Origin of the sequence: Streptomyces sp. NRRL S-455 (assembly GCF_000717875.1) — a bacterium.
GTDB lineage: Bacteria > Actinomycetota > Actinomycetes > Streptomycetales > Streptomycetaceae > Streptomyces.
Window position 1 is genome coordinate 25,361 of record NZ_JOCT01000026.1, and the last position, 18,620, is coordinate 43,980.

Here is an 18,620-nt window from a genome sequence, read left to right on the forward strand (position 1 = left end):
TACCCCCGGAGCAAGGTGTCGGCCCTCTGCAGTCCGGTGGGGGCAAGAGGTATGAGTCGTCGGGCAGTTGTTGCGAGACGGAGTTGTCGACCGGCATGGCGGTCGTGGGCACGGCACGGAGACGGCTTGCCGGGTGATCAGAAGCCGAAGACGGGTCCGGACGGCGGAGCCAGCCGCGTACCCGGAGCCGGTGGGACAAGCGCTTCCGGCACCACCGGCCCTCCGGGTGACAGCCGGAGGGCTTGTGCCAGCCGCCCCGCACCTTCGGGCATGACGGGCCATGCCCAGGACGTCAGCGCCGAGGCCACTGCCAACTGAGCCATCAGGGGCGGCAGATGACGTCCGGTTCCGCTCGGACGGCGGCGTTCGAAAACGTTGACGTAGCCGAAGTCCGTGGCGCACCGCACCACTTCATCCAGGATCGCGACCGCGCGGCGAGGATCGAAGGCCTCGGGGCCGTACGCTTCGCGCACATCCTCCGCGGCCCGGTGCAGCCGGCGCCGCAGCGCCTCCCACCCGTCGCCCCCCGGCTCCACGTCGGGCACCCGCCCCGCGCATTCCTCGCGTACCGCGGCGAACAACCGGGTGAGCCAGCTGTTCCAGGTGCCGTGCAGCATCTGCCGGGTGCGGTCGAGCTCGTCGCGGCGGAAGTCGGTGCGGCGGCCGAGCGGCCTGGCCTGAAGGACGTGACGGCGCAGCGTGTCGGAACCGAACTCGGTGAGTAGGTCGAGAGCCCACACCATGGGCTTGCCGTCGGGCCCCCTCGCGTCCTCGACGTCGATGCGGTAGGTCTCGTTGACGTAGATCTCCTGCGGCAGTTTGACGCCGCGGGCCACGAGGATCGCGGGCAGCAGGACGGCGTGGCAGAAGGAGTGCCCGAACCCGCAGAAGTGGATGGTGCGTTCGGGCAGGGGCTTCTTGTCGTAGCCATAGCCGAACAGGTGCATCGCGGCGGCTTCGAAGCAGGCGTCGATGCGGTGCCCGGAGAAGCCGTCCACCGGGATCGGAACACCCCAGTCCCCCGGATGGCCGACGGCCACGTCCGGCAGGCCGTCCTCGAGGAGGCTCTCGCACAGCACGGCCAGGCGCGGCGGCAGCCCGGCGGAGCCCCAATAGTCGGCGAGCGGTTCGCGCAGCGGCTCCAAGGGAAGACAGAGGCGACGGCAGCGGCGCGGCCGCCCCGGCGAGCCGCACAGGGAGCACACCGGGTCGATGAGGGCGCCGTCGTTCGGCCTGGCACAGGTGTGGCACAGGCCGCCGTCACCGCGCGTGCCGCAGTGCGGACAGGCGCCGGTGACATGGGCGCCGTACAGCCAGCGGTCACAGGGTTCGCAGTACGGCAGCAACCGGGTGCGGGGGGCGATGATGTCCTGTGCGTACAGGTCCAGGAACAGCTCCTGGAGCCAGCGCTGGTAGCCACGGTCACGACGGGGCTGGACAATGTGGTCGAACTCGACGCCGCAGCGCAGCCAGTCGGCGGTGATCGCCGTGCGGAAGCCCTCCGCGACCTCCTCGGGCTTGCGTCCACCGCGCAGCGCCCGTACCTCGACCGAGTCGGCGTGATCGGCGGTGCCGGTGGTGAACAGCACGGGCTGCCCGTCGGCGCGCAGATGGCGGCTGAGCACGTCGGCGGCGACGTACGGGCCGGCGAGGTGCCCGATGTGCAGCTCGCCGTCGCTGTCGGGCGGGGTCGCGGTGATCCAGAGTGGGGTGCTCATGGACGAAGGCTCCTTGGCGGTCAGGTGAGCGCTGCCGGCGGACAAAGGGAGAAGACACGCACGCCGGAAGGGTGGAGTCGACGCGCGAGAATGTCGGCGAGTCCGGCCCACCTCGGCACCCAGGTGCGCGACCCAATGGCGATCGCACGCCCGAAACACCGGGACGCCCCGGTCACCGCGACACGCGGATTCTCGGTTTTCATCCTGGAGATCACTCCCCCCGGTCGGGACACAGCAGAGAAGAATCCCCTTGTCCTGGCGGGAATGCCTGGCGGGAATTGCTGACCGGTCACCAGGGTGGCAGAGAGGTACCCCGCATCCAGCCCCTGAGCAGGTGCGCGTTCACGCCGTGACGCGAATACGCCAGGGAAGGGGCACGGCGCGTTCGGCAGCATCTTGCGGGGCCAGGTCGTACGACGGATGGCCGGTCAGCCAAGGCCAGTTCAAGGCGAAGGCCGAGGACTGGACGATGGGAACGCTCAAGGGCTGACTGCCGCCCGGCAGAGGCTCGTTCAGGATGTGCACGGCACGGGTCTGCATGTCCAAGGTGGGAGCTCCTCTCTCCACAGAACTCAGGGCCGCCCGGTGCCCCGGTTGCCCGGTGCCGGACGGCCCTTCGGAGGTTCTCCTGTCCTGGTGGACGGTGGCGTTGTGCGATTCCTCCACCTGCCCACTGAGCGGCCGGCCCGCTAGACGCCGACCCGCTCGCCCCGCGCCGCGGAGGCGGCGTCGGCCTGCGGTGCGGCAGCCGCCTTGTCGCTGCGCATCACCAGCAGAGTGATCAGCCCGCCCGCAGCGGCGATGACGGCGGCCCAGATGAACGCGGCACTGAAGCCGTCCGTCAGCGCGGGCAGGTTGCCCAGTTGGCCGGCGCCCTGTGACGTGGCCACCGCGGTCAGCGCCGCGAGCCCCAGGGCGGAGCCCACCTGGTAGGTGGTGTTGACGATGCCGGACGCCAGACCCGCCTGCTCCTGCGGAGCCCCGGACATGGCGGCCATCATCGCCGGGATGTAGGCGAGCGACATGCCGAGCGCGGCGACCAGCGAGGCAGGCAGGACGTCCACCACGAAGGTGCCGGTGGGCTCGACGGCGGACAGCCACAGCAGTCCGGCGGCGAGGACCAGCAGACCACCGCCGATCATCGACTTGGCGCCGAACCTGGCCATCAGCTTCGCCGTGATCGCCGTCATGAAGATCATCAGCAGACCGGTCATCGGCAGCAGCGCGGCACCGGACGCGAACGCCCCGTAGCCGAGGACCTGCTGGAGGTACAGGTTGAGGAAGTACCACATGGGGATCCACGCGGCGCCGAGCAGGGTCATCGCGAGGTTGGCCGAGCCGAGCCGCGGGACACGCCAGATGCCGAGCGGCATCAGTGGCTCGCGCACCGTCTTCTGGATCACGAAGAACAGCACGAGCAGCGCGACGGCACCGGCCAGCTGAAGCACGGTCCCGGTGGAGGCCCAGCCGACCTCCGGCGCGCGGACGATGGCGAAGACCGCGAGCGCCAGACCGGCGGTGACCGCGGCCGCGCCCAGCACGTCGACGGAACCGCGACGGCTGCCGACGGCGGGCAGGAGCTTGGTGGCCAAGAGCGTGGCGACGCCGATCGGGACGTAGATGATGAAGATCCACGGCCAGCTCAGCCACTCGGTGAACACTCCGCCGAGGAACACACCGGCCGTGCCGCCCGCGGGGGCGGCGGCACCGTAGAGCGCCATCGCCTTGCCGAGCTCCTTCGGGTCGTGCGCGAAGAGCATCATCAGCAGCGTCATGGCCGACGGGGCGATCAGCGCGCCGCCCACGCCCTGAACGGCACGGCCGACGACCTCCACCCACGCCGTCTGCGCGGCGGCCGCGACGACCGAGCCGGCGATCAGCACGACCCAGCCGGTGTTGAAGATCTTGCGGGCACCGATCAGGTCGGAGAGGCGGCCGCCGAGGAGCAGCAGCCCGCCGAAGGCGATGACGTACGCGTTGAAGACCCACTGCAACTCACCCTGCGAGAAGCCGAGGTCCTTCTGCATCTCGGGGAGCGCCACCCCGATGATCGACGTGTCCATGATGACCATGAACTGAGCGGCGGCGAGCACGACCAGTGCCCACCAGCGCCGGGGATTGACGGCAGACATGGGTTCATCCCTCCTCTTACATACCCCAGGGGGGTACCTTCGGCTGCGAAGGTACCATACCCCTGGGGGGTATGTAAGAGAGAAAGTGCCGCATCGCTGGCGTGTGGGTGGCCGCCCCACCCCCGGGTAACGCCGGCGGGCAGCCGAGCACGGGGCTGCGCACCGAGGTCCGGCGTGTCAGGCCCAGGACGTGACCGGCACGAACGAGCTGTCCTGCCGGAAGAGGTCCGTTCCGTCGGAGCGCTCCACGCGGAGCTGGTAGGCGTAGTGGCGCAGGTAGGACCCGGGGTAGTTGTACGACTCGAAGCGGACGGAGCCCGAGGCCGCCCCGGCTCGGAGGAGGAACGTGGCGTCCTTGGCGAACGTGCTCGTGCCGTCGTTCGGGTCGAAGCGGGCGCGGAAGTCCCAGTGGCGCAGGTAGTTGCCGGCCGCGTCGCGGAAGGAGCAGCCGTTCGCGTCGGCCAGGCCGGCGACGACCGTGAAGGTGGCGGCCTGCTTCTCGGCGGTGGTGCTGGAGCCGCTGACCACGGGCAGGTTGAGGAGAGCGGACTGCTGCTGCCAGTAGCGGGTGGAGTAGTTGGCCGAGCGGAAGGAACGGGTGACGTTCCTCGCCAGGCTCGGGCCTCCCGTCACCGTCTCCTTGACCACCGTGAAGTGCCGTGCCGTACCGGAGATCGCGGGCAGCGCGGCCGGGGCGGACCAGGTGGCGAAGGTGTCGTAGCTGTCGCTGTAGTAGTAGTTCCCGTCGCCGTAGCCGTCGAAGAACATGCGCCAGCCGCCGTTGTCGAGCTGCACCAGCGCGGGGCCCTCGCGGTAGCTGCCCCAGCCCGCCCAGTCGCCCGTTCTGCGGATCGTGTATGGGCCGTTGAGGTTCGAGGCGGTGGCGTACTCGATGTACTTCGTCGTCTCGTTCTTCGGGAAGGCGTGGTACGTCGAGCCGGTCTTCACGATGAACGTGTCGATGTGGTTGGCGCCGATACCGGACAGCGGCACCGGTGAACTCCACGCGGTCAGGGCGGAGTTGGTGGCCCTCAGCCGGTACGGCGTGAAGATCCACTCGTCGTTCGTGGTGGAGCAGGACACGATGATGTTGACGCTGCCGTCGCTGTCGACGAACCACTCCGGCGCCCAGGCGCGGGAGAGGTTCGCGACGGGGACGGTGTAGTCGTAGAGGAACGTCCAGTTGACGCGGTCGGAGCTGCGGGCGAAGCCGATGGTCGTGCTGGGGTCCTGCCAGGTGCGCGTCGTGTAGGTGACGTAGTAGGAGCCGTCGGTGTGTCTGAGGATGCTCGCGTCCCGGATCCGGCCCGCGGGCGGGGTGTACGCAGAGGCCCGTACCAGCCGGAAGTCGGTGGCGTCGTCCGACTGGTAGACGTTGACCGTGCCGTCGTCGCTGTTGAGGAACGGCACGATCGTGTAGCGGGTGGCCGAGCCGTTCGGGGGTGCGGCGGCCAGGGCACCGCCGAGCAGCCCGGGCGCTTCACCCAGCAGCACCACCGAGGCGGGGAGGACGGCCATGGCGCGCAGCAGGGTACGCCGGGACGGGACGGCGGGGTGTGGGGTCACGGGCGTCTCTCCAGGGACACGGGATCGATATACCGAACGAGGTTCGGAAAGCCGATCATCGGTGGGGCACAGAAAGTAAGGGCGAGGCCGCGAGGCGTCAATGGTTTGAACAGGAGCGGATGAGCCCAGTGGGGTAGAAGGTGAGCAGTGGGTGAATTTCCACTTGGGCCGTAGGCGTTCCGTCACCGGCCACCGGACGTTACCGTTCGGTAGACAATTGCTCGCGGAGGTGCCCGTATGACGCTCGACCGTTCGGCAGGCCTGGCGGAGACCGCCCGTGCGCTGGCCGCCGGGGAAGTGACGTCCCGGGTGCTGGTCGAGCGGACCCTGGCGCGGATCGAGGCCACGCAGGACAGCATCAACGCCTTCCGGATCGTCCGGGCCGAAGCGGCGCTCGCCGAGGCCGAGGCGGCCGACCGCGAACTGGCCGCGGGCGAGCGCAAGCCGCTGCTCGGGGTGCCCGTGGCGGTGAAGGACGACATGGACGTGGCCGGCGAGCCGACCGCTTTCGGCTGCTGCGGGGAGTTCCCGCCGGTCACCGAGGACGGCGAGGCGGTACGGCGGCTGCGCGCCGCCGGTGCCGTGATCATCGGCAAGACCAACACCTGCGAGTTCGGGCAGTGGCCCTTCACCGAGGGGCCCGCGTTCGGGGCGACCCGCAATCCGTGGAGCACGGACCACACACCCGGCGGATCCTCGGGCGGCTCGGCCGCCGCGGTCGCCGCCGGTCTGGTACCCGCCGCGCTCGGCTCGGACGGGGCCGGCTCGGTGCGGATCCCGGCCGCCTGGACCCATCTGGTCGGCGTCAAACCGCAGCGCGGCCGCATCTCCACCTGGCCGCGCGGCGAGTCCTTCCAGGGCATCACCGTCAACGGCACCCTGGCCCGTACGGTCGCCGACGCGGCCCTGCTGCTGGACGCGGCGAGCGGCAACCACCCGCGGGATCCGCACCGGCCCCCGGCCGTCGACCTGCTGTCGGCCATCGGCCGTGACCCCGGGCGGCTGCGCATCGCGCTGTCCCTCAAGCCGCCGTTCACCGCCGTGCCCGCCCGGCTCCTGCCCGAGGTGCGGGCCCGGGTCGTCGCGCTCGCCGAGCGCCTCGCGGCGGCGGGGCACACGGTCGAGGAGGCGGACCCGCCGTACGGACAGATCGGGCTGACCTTCGTGCCCCGCGCGACGGCCGGGATCGCCGAGCGGGTGGACGAGGCCCCCTTCCCGGCGCTGCTGGACCGGCGCACCCGGGACGCGGCCCGGCTGGGCCGGCTGCTCGGCGGGGCGCCACTGCGGGTGGCCCGGCGGGCGGAGGCCGTGCTGCACCGCCGTATCGGCGCCTTCTTCACCAAGTACGACGTGGTCCTCGCGCCCACCACCGCCGCTCCCCCGCCCCGGATCGGCGCCCTGCTCGAACTCAGCGGATTCGCCACCGACCGGGCGATGATCGCCGCCTGCCCGTACGCCTGGCCGTGGAACGTACTGGGCTGGCCGGGCGTCAACGTGCCCGCCGGTTTCACGACGGACGGCCTGCCGGTCGGCGCGCAGTTGCTCGGCCCGGCGAACAGCGAGCCGCTGCTGCTGCAGGTGGCCGCGCGGCTGGAGTCCGAGCTGCGCTGGTCCGAGAAGTGGCCGGAGCCGCCGGTCACCGCCCGTTCCGCCGCCTGAAACAGACCCCGCCGCCCCACGGGCCGGGCCGTGAAGGTGCCGGCGGACGGCGAGCGACCCTTCGCACGGGGCTCACGGGGACACCCCCTAAGGTGCCCCCGTGAGCACGATTGCCGACGGACACGTCCCGGGCCGGTACGGCCCCACCGCCACCACCCAGGCCGACCCGTGCGAAGTGGGCCGGGTCCGCACCGAGTACTCGCCCGCGCACGACGGCGATCCCGACCCAGGGGAGATCGTGTGGACGTGGGTGCCGTTCGAGGAGAACGACGGCCGGGGCAAGGACCGCCCGGTGCTCGTCGTCGCACGCGAGGCGGGCGGTACGTTCCTCGCGGTCCAGCTGTCCAGCAAGAGCCACGTGGGCGACCGGGAGTGGGTACCGATCGGCAGCGGCCCGTGGGACCGGTCGGGCCGCGACTCGTGGGTCGCCGTGGACCGCGTCCTGCGCCTGCACGAACAGGGCATGCGCCGGGAGGCCTGCGCGCTGGACCGCATGCGCTTCAACGCGGTCAGGCACCGGCTGCGGGAGCGGTACGGCTGGAGCTGAGGACCCTCTCGAAGGCTCCCCGCACCACCCCGCCCGGCGTCCGGTCCAGGATCCCGAACACCACGTGCTCGAAGACGCCCGCGAACCGTCCGCCGGCTCCCAGCAGCGCCCGGAACGCCTCCGCCACCTGTGCCGGGTCGTTGCGGAAGACGCCGCACCCCCAGGCACCCAGCACCAGCCGCGGGTAGCCGTGGGCCGTGGCCGTCTCCAGCACGCGCTCGGCCCGGGCTGCCAGCGCCCGGGGCAGTTCGGCGGCCCGCTGCGGCGCCGTGCGCAGCACCACACCCGCGTTGGGTGCCGCCGAGGTCAGGAACCCGGCCGTGTACGGCTCGGCGAGCAGGCGGCCCCGGTCGTCGCGGAAGACGGGCACGGCGGGTGAGTGGATGACCCGGTCGGTGTAGAACGGGTCGCGGTGGGCACGGTGGTGGGCGTAGAACCCGGGGGCCTCCCGCAGGCAGGTGTACAGCGCCGAGGCCCGGCACAGGGCTTCCTCCTGCGCCTGGGCGCCGTTGAGGTAACCGCCGCCGGGATTCCGGGCGGAGGCGAAGTTCAGCACCGCCACGTTCCCGCCGAGCCGGCGGGCGGCCTCCAGGCTGCTCTCGCCCGTGACCTCGACCAGCGTCTCGGTCACCCGTACGGCGGACACCGGCACCGGTTGCGGTCCGTACACGCGGGTGCCCTCGCGCGCCGCCCGCAGCGCCGCCGCGATCGACACCTCGTGCCCCTCCGGGGCCCGGTAGACACCCGCCGCCGCGATCTCCTCGGTCTGCCGCGCGATACCGCGCAGGCGCGCGCTCACGGCGCCACCCCCGTGTGCGCCGTGACCGCGTGCCGCGCGGCCGTTCTTGTCGTGCTCACGCAGGCATCGTGGGTGATGCCGGATCCACGGCGCAACGGGGTTTTCGCGGCCGGAGAACACCGGGGAAAGCGCGGGGAAACGCCGGGCCGACCCGGATGACCGCCCCGGAACGTCCCGGTTGGCCCCCTTGTGCCGAGCCGCACGAAGGACTTGGGTGGGACGAGTGATCCCGGCTCGGGCCGACGTGAAGCCCGGACCGATGGCATGGTGGAGTCTCAGGAGGATCCAGACATGTCCGATGCGTCCACTGCCCCGGCGGGTGGCTGTACCCAGCCAGACACCGCCCTGTCCGAAGCCGAGGTCGAGGCCCTGGTACGCGGCATCTGCTTCAAGACCGGCCCTCCGCGCCGCATCGGCGTCGAGGTGGAATGGCTCGTCCACGAGCTGCGCGCACCGCAGCTCCCCGTCACACTCGAACGACTCGAAGCGGCCTATGCCGCACTGCGGACCCTGCCCCTGAGGTCGGCGCTCACCGTGGAGCCCGGCGGCCAGCTGGAGCTGAGCTCGCCCCCCGCCGCCTCGCTGACGGAATGCGTCGCCACCGTCTCCGCCGACCTCGACGCCGTCCGCGCCGCCCTGCGCGACGACGGCCTCACGCTCGTCGGCCTCGGCCACGATCCCTGGCACGAGCCCCGCCGGTTCCTGCGCGAACCGCGCTACGACGCCATGGAGACCTGCCTGGACCGCACCGGCCCGGCCGGCCGCGCCATGATGTGCACCTCCGCCTCCGTGCAGGTGTGCCTGGACGCCGGCCACGAGGAGCCGGGGCCCCTCGGCTTCGTGCGGCGCTGGTGGCTGGCCCATCACCTGGGCCCGGTCCTGCTGGCCGCGTTCGCCAACTCCCCCCTCGCCGGTCACCGGCCGACCGGCTGGGTGTCCACCCGGCAGCTGCTGTGGACGCGGATCGGCGCAGGCCGGGCGGGCGGGCCGCCCCTCGACACCGATCCGCGCGGCGCCTGGGCCCGGCATGTGCTCGACTCCCCCGTGATGTGCGTACGGCAGCAGGGCGACGGGCCCTGGCACGTCCCGGAGGGGCTCACCTTCCGGGAGTGGACCCGGAAGGGGCGCCCCAGGCCGCCCACCCGCGAGGACCTCGACTACCACGTCACCACGCTGTTCCCGCCGGTCAGGCCGCGCGGCCACCTCGAACTGCGCATGATCGACGCGCAGCCCGGCGACGACGGCTGGATCGTGCCGCTGGCCGTGACGGCGGCGCTGTTCGACGACCCGGAGGCCACCGAGACCGCCTACCGGGCCGTGAAGCCGCTGAGCGAACGCACGCTGGGGCTGCCCGCGCCGCACAACCCGCTGTGGCTCGACGCGGCCCGCACCGGCCTGGCCGACACCGAACTGCGCGAGGTGGCCGTCTCCTGCTTCACGGCCGCGCTGGACGCCCTGCCGCGGCTCGGCGCCTCGCCCGAGGTGACGGCCGCGGTCACGGCCCATCTGGACCGCTACGTCGTCCGGGGCCGCTGCCCCGCGGACGACTTGCTCGACCGGCAGCGCGCCACGGACGGTCGCGCCCACGGGAAGGACATCCGCCCATGACCGAGACCAGCCCCGCCGTCGACACCGGGAGCGCCGACCCCGAGGTTCTGCGCGAGCGCGCGGTCGCCTCGCTGGTCGTCGCCCGTGACCGCACCACGCTGCTGACGAGCTGCGTCGAGGACCCCGACCTGACCGCACAGCACTCACCGCTGATGTCGCCCCTGGTGTGGGACCTCGCGCACATCGGCAACCAGGAGGAGCAGTGGCTGCTGCGGGCCGTCGACGGGCAGGAGGCGATCCGGCCCGAGATCGACAGCCTCTACGACGCCTTCGAGCACCCGCGGGCCGACCGCCCGAAGCTGCCCCTGCTGGCGCCCGCCGAGGCACGCGGCTACGCGGCCGACGTACGCGGCCGGGCCCTGGACGTGCTGGAGAAGGCCTCGTTCCACGGGACACGGCTGACGGAGGCCGGGTTCGCCTTCGGGATGATCGCGCAGCACGAACAGCAGCACGACGAGACCATGCTGATCACTCATCAGCTGCGCCGGGGACCGCAGGCGCTCACCGCCCCGGACCCGGAGCCGGCGCCGCTGTTCACCGGTCCGTCCGAAGTCCTCGTCCCGGGCGGCCCGTTCACCATGGGCACCTCCGGCGAACCGTGGGCCCTGGACAACGAACGCCCCGCGCACCGGCGTGAGGTGCCGGCGTTCTGGATCGACACCACCCCGGTGACGAACGGCGCGTACCAGGCGTTCATCGAGGACGGCGGCTACGACGACCCACGCTGGTGGGCACCGGACGGCTGGGCCCACATCCGCCGGAACTCCATCGCGCACCCGCTGTTCTGGCGGCGGGACGGCAGCCAGTGGCTGCGGCGGCGCTTCGGTGTCACCGAGGTCGTCCCGCGGAACGAACCGGTACTGCACGTGTGCTGGTACGAGGCGGACGCCTACGCCCGCTGGGCCGGACGCCGGCTGCCCACCGAGACCGAGTGGGAGAAGGCCGCCCGGTACGACCCGGCGGGTGACCGCTCGATGCGCTACCCGTGGGGTGACACCGATCCGGGGCCCGAACACGCCAACCTCGGCCAGCGGCACCTGCGTCCGGCGCCCGCCGGGAGCTATCCGGCCGGCGAGTCACCGCTCGGCGTACGGCAGTTGATCGGCGACGTGTGGGAGTGGACGGCCAGCGACTTCCTGCCCTACCCGGGCTTCAGGGCGTTCCCGTACAAGGAGTACTCGGAGGTCTTCTTCGGGTCCGACCACAAGGTGCTGCGCGGCGGTTCGTTCGCCGTGGACCCGGTGGCCTGCCGGGGCACGTTCCGCAACTGGGACTACCCGATCCGGCGGCAGATCTTCTCCGGGTTCCGCACGGCCCGCTCGGAGGACCTCTGATGTGCCGTCATGTGGCGTACGTGGGTCCCGGGGAGCCGCTCGGCGGGCTCCTCGTGGAGCCCCCGCACGGGCTGTACCGGCAGTCGTGGGCGCCCCGGCGGCAGCGGTACGGCACCGTCAACGCCGACGGGTTCGGCGTCGGCTGGTACGCCGAGGGCGACCCGGTGCCGGCCCGCTACCGCAGGGCCGGGCCGATCTGGGCCGACCTGTCCTTCGCCGACCTCGCCCGCGTCGTACGCACCACCGCGCTGCTCGCCGCGGTCCGGGACGCGACCCTGTCGGGCGCGGACGCGGAGGCCGCGGCCGCCCCGTTCGCCGCGGGGACCTGGCTGTTCAGCCACAACGGCGCGGTCAGGGGCTGGCCCGGCTCGCTCGCGCCGGTGTCCCGCACCCTGCCGCCGGAGGACCTGCTGTCACTGGAGGCCCGCAACGACTCGGCACTCGTGTGGGCACTGGTCCTGGCCCGGCTGCGGAGCGGCGACGAGCAGGGCCAGGCCATGGCCGACACCGTCCTGGAGGTCGCCGCCGCGGCACCCGGTTCGCGGCTCAACCTCCTGCTCACCGACGGCGACACCATCACCGCGACCGCCTGGGGCGACACCCTCTGGTACCTCACCCGGCCCGGCGGCGGCACCGTCGTGGCCTCCGAGCCCTACGACGACGACCCGCACTGGAAGGAAGTCCCGGACCGCACCCTGCTGGCGGCGAGCCGCACGGACGTGCTGCTGACGCCGCTGAAGGAGCCGGCCGACACCTTCGTTCCCTCCCCCACTCCCGGCTCCGCTCGAGCGGGGGGACCCCCATCGCCGAAGGAGCCCCGTACGTGAGCCCGTTCCACCTCACCCGCACCCTGCCCGAGGACGCCACGGACGCCGCGCTGCGCGCCGACGTCCACCGGGGCCTGACCGGCAACCCCAAGACGCTGCCGCCGAAGTGGTTCTACGACGCGCACGGCAGCGACCTCTTCGAGAAGATCACCGAACTGCCCGAGTACTACCCCACGCGCGCCGAGCGGGAGATTCTTCTCGCGCACTCGGGCGACATCGCCACCGCGACCCGGGCCCGCACCCTGGTGGAGCTCGGCTCCGGCTCCTCCGAGAAGACCCGGCACCTGCTCGACGCCCTCACGGACCTGCACACCTACGTCCCCGTCGACGTCAGTGAGAGCGCCCTCACGCAGGCCGGTCAGGCGCTCGCGGCAGAGCGGCCGGGGCTCGACGTGCACGCGCTGATCGCCGACTTCACCGCGGAACTGACGCTGCCGGACACGCCCGGGCCCCGGCTGGTGGCGTTCCTCGGCGGCACGATCGGCAACCTGCTGCCCGCCGAACGGGCCGCGTTCCTGTCCTCGGTGCGTGCCCTGCTCGCCCAGGGTGACGCCCTGCTGCTGGGCACGGACCTGGTCAAGGACGAGGGGGTGCTGGTCCGGGCGTACGACGACGCGGCCGGGGTGACGGCCGCGTTCAACAAGAACGTACTGACCGTGATCAACCGTGAGCTCGGCGCCGACTTCGAGCCCTCCGCTTTCGACCACGTGGCCCGGTGGGACGCCGGGCACGAGTGGATCGAGATGCGGTTGCGCTCCCGTACGGCGCAAACGGTGAAGGTTCCGGCGCTCGGCCTCGCCGTCGACTTCGTGGCGGGCGAGGAGCTGCGCACCGAGGTGTCGGCGAAGTTCCGGCAGGAGGGCGTGCGCGCCGAACTGTTCGCGGCGGGACTGGACCTGGCGCACTGGTGGACGGACAGTGAGGGCCGGTTCGCGCTGTCGCTGAGCGTGGCGCGCTGACACCGGTGCGTGCCTCGACGGCGGCGAGGAGCGGGGCGACGTCTCGCGCTTCGCCGCCGCTTGGGGCACGGTGGAGTAACGCGTGACACATCCGTCCCTGAACAGGAGCAGCGGCATGTCGGACCACATCTACCGGGTCACGGAGATTGTCGGCACCTCCCCCGACGGCGTCGACCAGGCCATCCGCAACGGCATCGACCGGGCCTCGCAGACCCTGCGCAACCTGGACTGGTTCGAGGTGACCCAGGTGCGCGGCCAGTTGGAGAACGGGGTGATCGCACACTGGCAGGTGGGGCTCAAGGTGGGCTTCCGGCTGGAGGGGACCGAGTAGAGCGCGGGCCTTCAGGTCCGCCCTTCGCGCTCCTGCGCCACCTTCAGCTCGGCCGACCCGGCCGCCCAGTCGGCCCGCAGGACGGTGAAGCCCGCGCGCCGGGCGCCCTCGCAGACCAGTTCGTCGTCGTCCACGAGGACGCGGATCTCGCGGGTGCGGGCGAGCCGTCGAAGAATCTCCAGCTTGGTGAACCTGGCGGGCCTACGGTCCGCATCGCGCCGCATGTACACCCGCCCCTCGGGCAGCTCCTGCGCGGCCAGCCAGTCGAGTGTGTCCCGCCGGCAGCGCTCAGGACGCCCGGTGAGGTAGACGATCTCGCACTCCCGGGCGCTCTCCTTGACCAGCGCGATGCCCTCCGCGAGCGGCGGGTCCTGCGGCGCCGCCGAGAAGAAGCCGTCCCAGTCGCGCGGCCTGCGCTCCAGGAACCGCTGCCGGTGCGCGGTGTCGGCGAGCGTGTTGTCCAGGTCGAACACGGCCAGCGGGGCCTTGCTGCGGTCGTCACTCACGCTGCCCACATTAGGGCCTGCCGGCCACCTTCACCGCCCGTGCGGCCACTGCTCTGCGACATCCGTACAGGCGGAGGCGGGAGACCGCGTGCGCACCGGGCTGTCGCGAGGTGCCGCGCATTTTGAGACAGCCCGGCCGGAGAAGTGGTCCGGACTCTTCACCGGCGGATGCTTTCACGCAGGCCGTCCGCCGCACCGCCGTCCCTTCCACGGGGACGTGAACGAGCCATACGCAACGGCCAGTTCACCACTACAGTTGATGGCTCAAGCACGGCACTGACATACTCCGCATTCAGCCTCGCCACCACCCGTGGCCGGGCTGGTCGGGGATCTCCGCACAGAGCCCCGAGGCCGTCCGCGTGATTCCGAGCAGCGAGTTTTCCGGTTTCACGCGCCCCCACAGAGCCCGCACCCCCACTGCGTTTTCGGCGTCCCCCACCCTGCGCGAACGCCGGACGCGCCCTTGACGCAACGGGGTCGAGTGCGGGGCACGAAGCAGCGAAGAAGGTGCGACTGTGCCCGAATTTTCACCACGGCGGGAGGACACTCCCACATTTCCGCTTCCGCACATCGAACACACCCAGCCGTCCCGGATATCCCATCATGCCGAATTCCGGTCGCTGCGCCGCGCGCAGCGCCGCTTCGGCATCCGGGCGACGATCCTGTCGGTGGGCGGATTCCTGCTGTATGTGCTGTTGTCGTTCTTCGCGCCCGTGGTGATGAACCAGCCGCTGTTCGGACGTCTCACGATCGGACTCACCCTCGGACTCGGACAGTTCGCCGTCATGGGCGTGACCGCGTGGTGCTATGTCCGGCACATGCGCACCCGGGTCGATCCGCTCGCCCACGGCCTCAGGGTCCGGATGCGGGAGGACGAGAGCCGTCGCGCACGTCCGGCCGCGCCGCGGTCCGAGGCCGGTCAGTTCTTCCAGCAGGGCGCGAGGGGGTTCCGCGCGTGGTGACCGTCGCCGCCATCGACGACAGCAGCCTCCAGCTGACGTTCGTGCTGTTCCTGACCGTCGTCGTGATCACCCTGTTCACGGCACTGCTGACGGCCCCCCAGCGCGACGAGATCAGCGAGTTCTACCTCGGCAACCGTGCCATGTCGCCCCTGCGCAACGGCCTGGCCATGTGCGGTGACTACCTGTCCGCCGCCACACTGCTGGGCAGTACCGGACTGGTCGCCCTGACCGGCTACGACGGGCTGATGTACCTCGGCGGCACCACCGTCGCCTGGATGATGGTGCTGCTGCTGATCGCCGAACCCCTGCACCGCACCGGCAAGTTCACGCTGGGCGACACGATCGCACTGCGCCTGCCCCGGCGGCAGCGATCGGTGCGGCTCGCCCTGTCGGTGTGCGTCCTGGCCATCGCGACGCTGTACCTCGTGGCCCAGCTCGTCGGCGGCGTGGCCCTGCTGACGCAGTTCACCGGAGTGCCGAGCGCCACCACACGCACCCTGTGCGTGGCCGTGATCGGCACGTTCGTGATCCTGTACGCCTCCCTCGGCGGCATGCCCGGGGCCACGGTCATCCAGATCATCAAGGCCGTGATGCTGGTGGTGGGCGTGCTGTTCACGGCGGGCTGGGTGCTGCACCACTACGACTGGAACCCCAACGCCCTGCTCGCCGCGGCGGCCGACCGCAGCGGAAGCGGACCGCGGTTCCTCGAGCCCGGGCTGCGCTACGGCGGCACCGTCAGCAACAAGCTGGACTTCCTCAGCCTCGAACTGGCCATCGTCCTCGGCCTCGCCGCCCTCCCCCATGTGCTGATGCGGCTGCTCGCCCCGCGCAGCAGCGGCGTACTGCGCTCCTCCGTCCTGTGGGCCATCGGCCTGGTCGGCGCGGTCTGTTTCGGGGCCGGCATCCTCGGCCTCGGCGCCACCGCGGTCGTCGGACAGGACACCATCGTCGGCACGGACCGCACCGGCAACGCCTCCGTCCTGCTCCTCGCCCAAGCACTGGGCGGCAGCCTGCTCACCGCGCTGCTGACCTGCCTGGCTTACCTGACGCTGCTCGCCGTGGCCGTCGGCCTCACGCTGGCCGCCGCCTCGTCGCTCGCTCACGACCTGTACGGCGAGGTGATCCGCAAGGGCCGGGCGAGCGAGACGGAGGAACTGACCGTCGCCCGGCTGTCCGGCGCGGTCATCGGCGTGCTCGGTATCCTGCTCGCCCTCGTCGCCTGGGGCGCGAACACCGCGACGCTGGCCTTCCTCGCCTTCGCCATGGCGGCGTCCGCGATCCTGCCGACGATCATCTACACCCTGTTCTGGCGGCGCTTCTCGGCGAAGGGGGCCCTGCTCAGCCTCTACGGCGGCCTGGCGTGCTCGATTCTGCTCGTCGTGTTCTCGCCCGTGGTCTCCTCCACCGCGGTGTCGATCTACCCGGACGCGGACTTCGCCTGGTTCCCGCTGCAGAACCCCGGCATCGTCTCCATCCCCGCGGGCTTCTTCCTCGGCTGGCTCGGCACGGTGCTGGACAAGGACCCGCCCGAGGAGAGCAGCGTGCACGAGGAGTTCGAGGTACGGATGCTCGTGGGCGCCGACGACTGACGGGGCCTCCGCGCATCGGGCCGGCCCCGGGGACGCACATTGTTAATGGGATCCATTTTCATGTAGCGTCCCCGGTGACCGGCCTACCAAGGAGGAGTCCCATGGCTGTCCCGAAGCGGAAGATGTCCCGCAGCAACACCCGTCACCGCCGCGCCCAGTGGAAGGCCGCCACGCCGGCGCTGGTCCCCGTCACCGTCGACGGCGTCCGTCAGCTCGTCCCGCAGCACCTGGTCAGGGCCTACGAGCGCGGGCTGCTGCGCCCCGAGGGCTGACTCACGGTCTCCGTGTAGAAGTCCGCGCGGACCCGGCGCAGCCAGGCCTCGACCGGTGCCTCGTCGGGCTCGTCCGGCAGTACCGTGGGGCCCGAGTCGAAGGCCTTCTCGTAGTGCCCGAGCAGGGGCAGCGCGGCCGACGGGTCGGCGGCGGCCCGCTCCCCGAAGGCGTGATACTCCTCCGGGTCCTCGACGCGGATCGTCAGCCGTCCCGTGGTGTACAGCTCCAGGCCCTGCGCACACAGCCGTTTGAGATGCCGGGCGTGCTTCGCGGTGCGTCCCCGGGTGTCCGCGGAGAACGAACGGTCACCGCGCGCCTCCAGCCGGCGGAACTGCTGGGTGGCGTAGCCGAGATAGGCGTCCCTGACGCGCCGGGCGCTCAGGAACGCCGTCCGGATGGAGATGAGTTCGTCTCCGAGCGGGGTCCGCACCTCGTACAGCTCGTCCGGGAGCCACACCAGCTCCATCACGGTCGGATTGCCGCCCAGGGCCAGTCGGCACCACTTGGCGGCCTCGTGCAGCGTGCGGTCCGGTGCGGTGCTGACGTGGGACTCCTTGGGTCGGCGCAGTCCGTGCAGTTCCGCGGTGGGAGCGGCGAACAGCCCGAGGCGGTCGATGTCGGAGCCCTCGCGGGCGAGGCCGTACGCGGTCGATCCGACGATGCCGGAGAGCAGGACGTTGGGGACGGTCACGGTCGGCCGCCTTTCGCTTCTGGATACCGGGACATTGTCCTGACGTGCGACGACGCGGGCATCCGGTTTTCCGGCGGTGCCTCCTGGGCGGCGGCGGAATACCGGCGGCCCCGTGCGGCGTAGAACCTCGTATGGAACCCGTGCGCCTGTCCGTCCTCGACCGCTCCCGCACCCGCGAGGGGCACACCCACCCCGAGGCGCTGCGCGACACGGTGCGGCTGGCTCAAGAGCTGGAACAGCTCGGATACCACCGGCTCTGGGTGTCGGAGCACCACGGCGTCCCCGGGGTCGCGGGCTCCGCGCCGACCGTGCTGGCCGCCGCCGTCGCGGGCGCCACCCGGACGATCCGGGTCGGTACGGGCGGGGTGATGCTGCCCAACCACCGGCCACTGGTCGTGGCCGAGCAGTTCGGGGTGCTGGAGTCGCTGTTCCCCGGTCGCATCGACATGGGGCTGGGCCGGTCGGTCGGCTTCACGGACGGGGTGCGCAAGGCCCTGGGCCGCGACAAGGGAGACGCCGAGGACTTCGAGGCCCAGGTCCGGGAACTGCTCGGCTGGTTCCGGGGCACCTCCCCCACCGGAGTACACGCCCGTCCCGCGGAAGGCCTGACCGTGCCGCCGTTCGTCCTGGCCATGGGCGAGGGCGCCGGCATCGCGGCCCGGCTGGGGCTGCCCATGGTCATCGGCGACCTCCGGAACCGGGACAGGATGCGGCGCGGCATCGACCACTACCGCGAGCACTTCCGCCCCTCCGCCTGGGCGAGCGAACCCTACGTCGTCATCTCCGGCACGGTCGCGGTGGCCGGGACCCCCGAGGAGGCCCGGCGGCTGCTGATCCCCGAGGCCTGGTCGATGGCCCACTCGCGTACCCACGGCACCTTTCCGCCCCTGCCGCCCGCCGAGCGCGTGGAGGCGCTCACCATGACCGGCAAGGAGCGCGGCTTCTACGAGTCCGGGCTCGCCGGTCACATCGCGGGCACCGAGGAGCAGGTCGCGCACGAGCTGGAGACGGTGGTGAAGGAGACGGGCGCGCAGGAGGTCCTGGTCACCACCAGCACGTACGACCGCGAGGCACTGCTGGACTCCTACCGGCGGCTGGCCACGATCGCCTCCGGTTAGA

18 protein-coding genes are annotated in these 18,620 nt (G+C 71.7%); 11 read left to right on the forward strand and 7 right to left on the reverse strand.

All coding sequences use genetic code 11. The annotated features are described in order from the left end of the window. Window positions 1-137 precede the first annotated feature (137 nt). The 4 genes from IE97_RS0129850 to IE97_RS0129865 form a co-directional block, all read right to left on the reverse strand. A complete protein-coding gene (locus tag IE97_RS0129850; RefSeq protein WP_030247260.1) occupies window positions 138-1,718 on the reverse strand; it encodes a class I tRNA ligase family protein in 1,581 nt (526 codons plus the stop codon). 342 nt (window positions 1,719-2,060) lie between these two features. Beyond that, window positions 2,061-2,264: a hypothetical protein gene (locus IE97_RS0129855; protein WP_030247264.1), complete on the reverse strand. Its 204-nt coding sequence runs from the start codon at window positions 2,262-2,264 to the stop codon at window positions 2,061-2,063. A 143-nt stretch (window positions 2,265-2,407) separates the two neighbouring features. Next, window positions 2,408-3,850 carry an MFS transporter gene (locus IE97_RS0129860; protein ID WP_037844991.1) on the reverse strand — a complete coding sequence of 481 codons (1,443 nt, stop codon included), beginning with the start codon at window positions 3,848-3,850 and terminating at the stop codon, window positions 2,408-2,410. A 177-nt stretch (window positions 3,851-4,027) separates the two neighbouring features. After that, window positions 4,028-5,368, reverse strand: a complete 1,341-nt coding sequence (locus tag IE97_RS0129865) for a glycoside hydrolase family 43 protein (RefSeq protein WP_106975460.1) — start codon at window positions 5,366-5,368, stop codon at window positions 4,028-4,030. A 285-nt stretch (window positions 5,369-5,653) separates the two neighbouring features. On the opposite strand from IE97_RS0129865, the gene IE97_RS0129870 reads away from it, so the two are divergent. Then, a complete protein-coding gene (locus tag IE97_RS0129870) occupies window positions 5,654-7,075 on the forward strand; it encodes an amidase (RefSeq protein ID WP_030247272.1) in 1,422 nt (473 codons plus the stop codon). Between the two features lie 100 nt (window positions 7,076-7,175). Beyond that, window positions 7,176-7,622 (forward strand): type II toxin-antitoxin system PemK/MazF family toxin, encoded by a 447-nt coding sequence (locus tag IE97_RS0129875; RefSeq protein WP_030247276.1) that lies wholly within the window; start codon window positions 7,176-7,178, stop codon window positions 7,620-7,622. Here IE97_RS0129875 and IE97_RS0129880 read toward each other — a convergent pair. Further along, window positions 7,585-8,421, reverse strand: a complete 837-nt coding sequence (locus IE97_RS0129880; RefSeq protein WP_030247277.1) for a TIGR02452 family protein — start codon at window positions 8,419-8,421, stop codon at window positions 7,585-7,587. The two genes, IE97_RS0129875 and IE97_RS0129880, sit on opposite strands and share 38 nt — an antisense overlap. Window positions 8,422-8,712: 291 nt before the next feature. Between IE97_RS0129880 and egtA the strand changes: the two genes are divergently transcribed. The 5 genes from egtA to IE97_RS0129905 all read left to right on the forward strand — a co-directional run bounded on the left by egtA (window position 8,713) and on the right by IE97_RS0129905 (window position 13,480). Beyond that, window positions 8,713-10,029, forward strand: coding sequence for an ergothioneine biosynthesis glutamate--cysteine ligase EgtA (egtA, locus tag IE97_RS0129885; protein WP_030247280.1), 1,317 nt, complete (start codon window positions 8,713-8,715; stop codon window positions 10,027-10,029). Next, window positions 10,026-11,363 carry an ergothioneine biosynthesis protein EgtB gene (gene egtB, locus IE97_RS0129890; protein ID WP_030247283.1) on the forward strand — a complete coding sequence of 446 codons (1,338 nt, stop codon included), beginning with the start codon at window positions 10,026-10,028 and terminating at the stop codon, window positions 11,361-11,363. The genes egtA and egtB overlap by 4 nt, the downstream gene beginning before the upstream one ends. After that, the gene (egtC, locus tag IE97_RS0129895) at window positions 11,363-12,190 is read left to right on the forward strand and encodes an ergothioneine biosynthesis protein EgtC (protein WP_030247285.1); all 828 of its coding nucleotides are present in this window, start codon (window positions 11,363-11,365) and stop codon (window positions 12,188-12,190) included. Before egtB ends, egtC begins: the two co-directional genes overlap by 1 nt. Next, a complete protein-coding gene (gene egtD / locus IE97_RS0129900) occupies window positions 12,187-13,149 on the forward strand; it encodes an L-histidine N(alpha)-methyltransferase (protein ID WP_030247287.1) in 963 nt (320 codons plus the stop codon). The genes egtC and egtD overlap by 4 nt, the downstream gene beginning before the upstream one ends. A 115-nt stretch (window positions 13,150-13,264) precedes the next feature. Next, window positions 13,265-13,480 carry a dodecin gene (locus IE97_RS0129905; RefSeq protein WP_030247290.1) on the forward strand — a complete coding sequence of 72 codons (216 nt, stop codon included), beginning with the start codon at window positions 13,265-13,267 and terminating at the stop codon, window positions 13,478-13,480. Window positions 13,481-13,491: 11 nt separating this feature from the next. Here IE97_RS0129905 and IE97_RS0129910 read toward each other — a convergent pair whose 3' ends face one another. Further along, window positions 13,492-13,986: a nucleotidase gene (locus IE97_RS0129910; RefSeq protein ID WP_030247293.1), complete on the reverse strand. Its 495-nt coding sequence runs from the start codon at window positions 13,984-13,986 to the stop codon at window positions 13,492-13,494. Between the two features lie 515 nt (window positions 13,987-14,501). On the opposite strand from IE97_RS0129910, the gene IE97_RS0129915 reads away from it, so the two are divergent. The 3 genes from IE97_RS0129915 (at window position 14,502) to rpmF (ending at window position 16,809) form a co-directional block, all read left to right on the forward strand. Then, entirely contained in the window at window positions 14,502-14,948 is a 447-nt protein-coding gene (locus IE97_RS0129915) for a DUF485 domain-containing protein (protein WP_030247296.1), read from the forward strand. Further along, window positions 14,942-16,537 carry a cation acetate symporter gene (locus tag IE97_RS0129920; RefSeq protein ID WP_030247298.1) on the forward strand — a complete coding sequence of 532 codons (1,596 nt, stop codon included), beginning with the start codon at window positions 14,942-14,944 and terminating at the stop codon, window positions 16,535-16,537. The genes IE97_RS0129915 and IE97_RS0129920 overlap by 7 nt, the downstream gene beginning before the upstream one ends. A 101-nt stretch (window positions 16,538-16,638) precedes the next feature. Continuing rightward, window positions 16,639-16,809: a 50S ribosomal protein L32 gene (gene rpmF, locus IE97_RS0129925; protein ID WP_030247300.1), complete on the forward strand. Its 171-nt coding sequence runs from the start codon at window positions 16,639-16,641 to the stop codon at window positions 16,807-16,809. Here the strand turns inward: rpmF and IE97_RS0129930 are convergent. After that, window positions 16,776-17,501, reverse strand: coding sequence for a DNA polymerase beta superfamily protein (locus IE97_RS0129930; protein ID WP_051705171.1), 726 nt, complete (start codon window positions 17,499-17,501; stop codon window positions 16,776-16,778). The genes rpmF and IE97_RS0129930 overlap by 34 nt on opposite strands. Before the next feature lie 131 nt (window positions 17,502-17,632). On the opposite strand from IE97_RS0129930, the gene IE97_RS0129935 reads away from it, so the two are divergent. After that, window positions 17,633-18,619: an LLM class flavin-dependent oxidoreductase gene (locus tag IE97_RS0129935; RefSeq protein WP_030247305.1), complete on the forward strand. Its 987-nt coding sequence runs from the start codon at window positions 17,633-17,635 to the stop codon at window positions 18,617-18,619. The last annotated feature ends 1 nt before the right edge of the window (window position 18,620 follow it).